The following is a 4,451-nucleotide window of genomic DNA, read 5'->3' on the forward strand; positions in this document are numbered from 1 at the left end:
GGCACATCGCCTGGGCCGAGGCGATGCCATGACACCGACGGGGCGTGGCAACAGGCATGCTGTTCGCAGCCTTGCGTGACATGCAATGGCGAAGGCGCCGCCTCGTCATCGCGATCGTCAGCACCGGGTTGGTTTTTGCGATGACGCTCGTTCTGACCGGTCTTGCCAACGGCTTTCGGGTGGAGGCGCAGCAGACTGTCGACTCCATGGGCATCGACAGATTCGTGGTCAAATCCGGTGCGGCTGGACCGTTTCTGGGGTCAACACCATTCGCCCAAGTTGACCTGACGCGGGTGGCCGGTGAACCCGGCGTCGCCGCAGCGGCTCCACTGGCCACCGCTGCGGTGACGATCAAGGAGGGCTCGGCGACGCGAAACACCACGGCCTTCGGCGCGCCGGAGTACGGACCCGGCATGCCAGTTGTCTCGCAAGGAGAAGCGCCCTCGACACCGGACGAGGTCGCGGTGTCGAGCACGCTGGGCCGTCACCTCGGTGATGCTCTAGACGTCGGCGCCCACACATTGCGGATCGTCGGCATTGTGCCCAATTCCACCGCACTGGCCAAGACGCCCAACATCTTCCTGACAACCGAGGGCCTACAGCAGCTGGCATATAACGGTCAGCCGATGGTCACGTCGATCGGGATCGTCGGCACGCCCCAGCATCTTCCCGACGGCTACCAAACCGTTGAGCGTGCGGCCGGTGTCAACGACCTGTTGCGACCGTTGAACGTCGCGGTCAGTGCGATCACGATCGTGGCTCTGCTGCTATGGATCGTGGCGGTGCTGATCGTCGGGTCAGTGGTGTATCTTTCGGCGCTCGAGCGGATGCGCGATTTCGCCGTGTTCAAGGCGATCGGGGTGCCGACCCGGTCGGTTCTGGCCGGGCTCGCGCTGCAGGCTGTCGTCGTCGCGCTGCTCGCCGCCGTGGTCGGCGTCATCCTTGCCCAACTATTGGCGCCGCTGTTCCCGATGACGGTCGTCGTGCCGATGGATGCCTACCTGGCGCTGCCGCTGATCGCGGTCGCGATCGGTTTGCTGGCCAGCGTCGCTGGGCTTAGGCGCGCGGTGGCGGTCGACCCCGCGCTTGCATTCGGAGGTCCTTGAGCGGTGGGCGATCTCAGCATCCAAGAACTCGTCGTCGAGTACTCCAGTGGTGGGTACGCGGTCCGGCCGATCAACGGGCTGAGCCTCGACGTTTCGGCGGGATCACTGGTGATTCTGCTGGGGCCCAGCGGGTGCGGAAAGACGACGCTGTTGTCTTGCCTCGGCGGCATCTTGCGACCCAAAAGCGGTGCGATCAAGTTCGGTGGCGTCGACGTCACCACGCTCGACGGCCGTGAGCTGGCCAAGTACCGGCGCGACGAGGTTGGCATCGTTTTCCAGGCCTTCAACTTGGTGCCGAGCCTCACCGCGTGCGAGAACGTGATGGTCCCGCTGCGCGCGGCGGGCTGGTCACGTGCGGCTTCGCGTCAGCGTGCCGAGGAACTGTTGAAGCGCGTCAACCTCGCGGACCGCATGAAACACCGACCGGGTGACCTCAGCGGAGGCCAACAGCAGCGCGTCGCGGTCGCCCGCGCGATCGCGCTGGAGCCGCCGTTGATCCTCGCCGACGAGCCGACCGCCCACCTCGACTTCATCCAGGTGGAGGAGGTGCTGCGGCTGATTCGCTCGCTCGCCGAAGGTGAGCGCGTGGTGGTGGTCGCCACCCACGACAGCCGGATCCTGCCGATGGCCGATCACGTCGTCGAGATGGTACCGACGCTGGCGTCGACGAATCGGCCACCGGAGACCGTTCATCTGAAGGCGGGCGAGGTGCTCTTCGAGCAATGCACGATGGGCGAGCTGATCTACGTCGTCTCCGAGGGTGAGTTCGATATTGTGCGCGAATTAGCCGATGGCGGTGAGGAATTGGTGAAGGTCGCCGGGTTCGGCGACTACTTCGGCGAAATCGGTGTGCTGTTCAACCTGCCGCGCTCGGCGACGGTGCGGGCCCGAACTGATGCGACAGCCGTCGGATACACCGCGCAGGCGTTTCGCGAGCGGCTCGGCGTCAAGGGTCTGAGCGACTTGATCGAACGTCGCGAGCTTGCCATCGACTGACCCGGCGCCACGAGCTCGAGGCCGGATATAAAGGAGAGCGTGGCTCTAAGCTTCTCCGACGTCATCAAGTCCAGGTACCTGCTGCTGACGACCTTCACCAAGGACGGCCGTCCCAAGCCGACGGCGGTCTGGGGTGCCCCTGAGGGCGACAAGCTGCTCGTCATCACCGACGACGGGTCGTGGAAAACCAAGCGGATCAGCAACACCCCTAGGGTGACGCTCGCCAAGAGCACCGCATTGGGCAAACCCAAGGGCGAAGAGGTCGAGGGCATTGCCCGGGTGCTGCCTAAGTCGGAGACCCAGCGGGTCTACAACGCCGTCCTCAAGAGGTACTGGTACCACGCGTGGTGGTTCTATGCGCATTCGCTTGTGCGCGGCGGCGTCGACAAGGTGCACGTCGGGCTGGAAATCAAGCCCGCGGCCAGCGACGATCCAGGTGTCTAGGGGGACTAAGCACAACCTTTACGAAAGCGTTATAGTAGCCGCATGCGTCTTCCTCGACTGAGCCTTGTCGTCCGCGCCGGCGTCGCCGCGCTCGCGCTCACTGCCGCCGCAACCGCTTTGCCGCGGGTCGCCGTGGCCGATCCTGGTCCTGGGTTTCAACCGTGCGACGGCTGCTCGTCCAACGATTCCACCGACGACTTCCCGATACCTCGGCGAATGATCGCGACGACCTGTACCGCTGAGCAACTGATGGCTGCCGCACGCGATTTCGAACCGGTGTATTACGAGCGGTACATGCGGGATTACGACAACCACCCGAACGTTCAGCAGGCGACTCAGGACAAGGTGCACTGGTTCTACTCGTTGTCGCCGGCAGACCGCAGGGCCTATTCGGCCAACTTCTATGCGCCTCAGATCAATCCGCTGAACTTGGCCTGGCCTAATCACATGAAGCTGTTCTTCAACAACAAGGGCGTTGTGGCCAAGGAAACCGAGAACTGCCAGAACTATCCGCCTGGCGACATGTCGGTGTGGAACTGGTAGGTCGCTAGCTCCTACGGCTCGGCCACCAAGCCGACGCACGTCGCTGTGATCAGCCGCGTCAACGCGGATGTGAAATCGATGTTCCACTCCGGCGGCAAGTCGGTCGCCTTTGCCTGCGCGTAAGCCTCGGCGAGTTTTTTCGGCGGGTTAGCCACCTGCCACAGGGGAGCTGCCAGCGAGTAAGCGGCGAGTATGACGTCGAATGCGCCCGCGCGACCCAGCCCCGGCAATGAATTCTCGATCGCATCCGCGAGCGAATTCACCGCCGCGCTGCTGACCTGCTTGACCTCGAGAACTCGGTCGATTTCCACCTCGTGCTCAAGGTGAAGATGCAGATTCGCGAGCAGGTCGCAGAACAACGGGTCGGCCGCCAGACCATCGGCTAACGCAGCGGCAACCCGCGACGGCGACATCGGACCGGGCTCACCCAACTTGTCACACACCGTGGCTGACCACCGCACCCAGCCTTCGGCGGCCAGATGCAGCAGCACCTCTTTGTGGGAGGTGAAGTAGCGGCGCACCGCGGAATAGTGCACACCGGCCCGGCTGGCGACATCGGTCAAGGTCACCGACGCGACACCGGATTCCAGCGCGAGCGAGCGGGCGGCCTCGACCAGCGCCGTTGCGCGTTGGCGCTTCTTGTCCTCGGTACGGGCTCGCTGGAACGTGAGGTGCGGCACCGCGCGAGAATAACGCAGGTTGGCCGATTGCGGGTGGGCGTAGAACCCGGTAGCGTCCGTTTACGCACGTAGCATGCGTTAAATTTGCACATGCTTCGACGTGTGCGGGAGTGCCGTCGAAAGGAGGCAACTATCCGGCTCGATGGCATGGTTTACTCGTCAAGGTTCGGCAGTGCCTGGTCGCCGGTGTGGCTCGGTCGAGGTGACTGTTTCGCACTCTGAGCCGCCCGACCGCGTTCGATATGCCGATGGGTGGCGTGGCCGGCCGATCCGCAGGCGCATATCTTCGAGCAAGTGGGATGCCGCCGACCAGAAAGACGCAAACGGTGAAGGGGATTTCGATTTTCAGGGTGCTGGAGCGGTCCTGGATTCCGCTCGTGATCGCGATGGTCGTCGTCCTCGGCGGATTCACGGTGTGGCGGATTCACGGCATATTCGGCTCAGACAAGCGGCCCTCGTATTCGGACAGCGGCAATAGCGACACCAAGCCCTTTAACCCCAAGCACTTGACCTACGAGGTTTTCGGTCCTCCCGGCACGGTGGCTGACATCAGCTACTTCGATGTCGACGCCGACCCGCGCCGCGTTGACGGCGCGCACCTGCCGTGGACGCTGAACCTCACGACGACATCGGCCGCAGTCATGGGAAACATTGTGGCCCAGGGCAATAGCGGCAGCATCGG

General features: G+C 63.9%; 6 protein-coding genes. 5 read left to right on the forward strand and 1 reads right to left on the reverse strand.

Annotated features, from left to right (window positions below):
* The first annotated feature begins 56 nt into the window (after positions 1 to 56).
* The 4 genes from WBF82_RS23160 to WBF82_RS23175 are packed head-to-tail and all read left to right on the forward strand — an operon-like array spanning position 57 to position 3,089.
* Positions 57 to 1,106 (forward strand): ABC transporter permease, encoded by a 1,050-nt coding sequence (locus tag WBF82_RS23160; protein ID WP_424385272.1) that lies wholly within the window; start codon positions 57 to 59, stop codon positions 1,104 to 1,106.
* A 3-nt stretch (positions 1,107 to 1,109) separates the two neighbouring features.
* On the forward strand, positions 1,110 to 2,102 hold the full coding sequence (locus WBF82_RS23165) for an ATP-binding cassette domain-containing protein (protein ID WP_424385268.1): 993 nt from the start codon (positions 1,110 to 1,112) through the stop codon (positions 2,100 to 2,102).
* Positions 2,103 to 2,141: 39 nt separating this feature from the next.
* Positions 2,142 to 2,546, forward strand: a complete 405-nt coding sequence (locus tag WBF82_RS23170; RefSeq protein ID WP_424385269.1) for a PPOX class F420-dependent oxidoreductase — start codon at positions 2,142 to 2,144, stop codon at positions 2,544 to 2,546.
* 42 nt (positions 2,547 to 2,588) lie between these two features.
* Positions 2,589 to 3,089, forward strand: a complete 501-nt coding sequence (locus WBF82_RS23175) for a DUF5078 domain-containing protein (RefSeq protein WP_424385270.1) — start codon at positions 2,589 to 2,591, stop codon at positions 3,087 to 3,089.
* A gap of 11 nt (positions 3,090 to 3,100) precedes the next feature.
* On the opposite strand, the gene WBF82_RS23180 is transcribed toward WBF82_RS23175, so the two are convergent.
* Positions 3,101 to 3,787, reverse strand: coding sequence for a TetR family transcriptional regulator (locus WBF82_RS23180; RefSeq protein WP_424385273.1), 687 nt, complete (start codon positions 3,785 to 3,787; stop codon positions 3,101 to 3,103).
* 281 nt (positions 3,788 to 4,068) lie between these two features.
* Between WBF82_RS23180 and WBF82_RS23185 the strand changes: the two genes are divergently transcribed.
* Positions 4,069 to 4,451: MmpS family transport accessory protein (locus WBF82_RS23185; RefSeq protein WP_424385271.1), on the forward strand; the 383-nt coding region annotated here is incomplete at its 3' end.

This window comes from Mycobacterium sp. (assembly GCF_049673265.1).
Classification (GTDB): domain Bacteria; phylum Actinomycetota; class Actinomycetes; order Mycobacteriales; family Mycobacteriaceae; genus Mycobacterium.

Coding starts and splice junctions, on each gene's coding strand:
- WBF82_RS23160 (WP_424385272.1), top strand. CDS start 57: ATGCTGTTCGCAGCCTTGCGTGACATGCAATGGCGAAGGCGCCGCCTC.
- WBF82_RS23175 (WP_424385270.1), top strand. CDS start 2,589: ATGCGTCTTCCTCGACTGAGCCTTGTCGTCCGCGCCGGCGTCGCCGCG.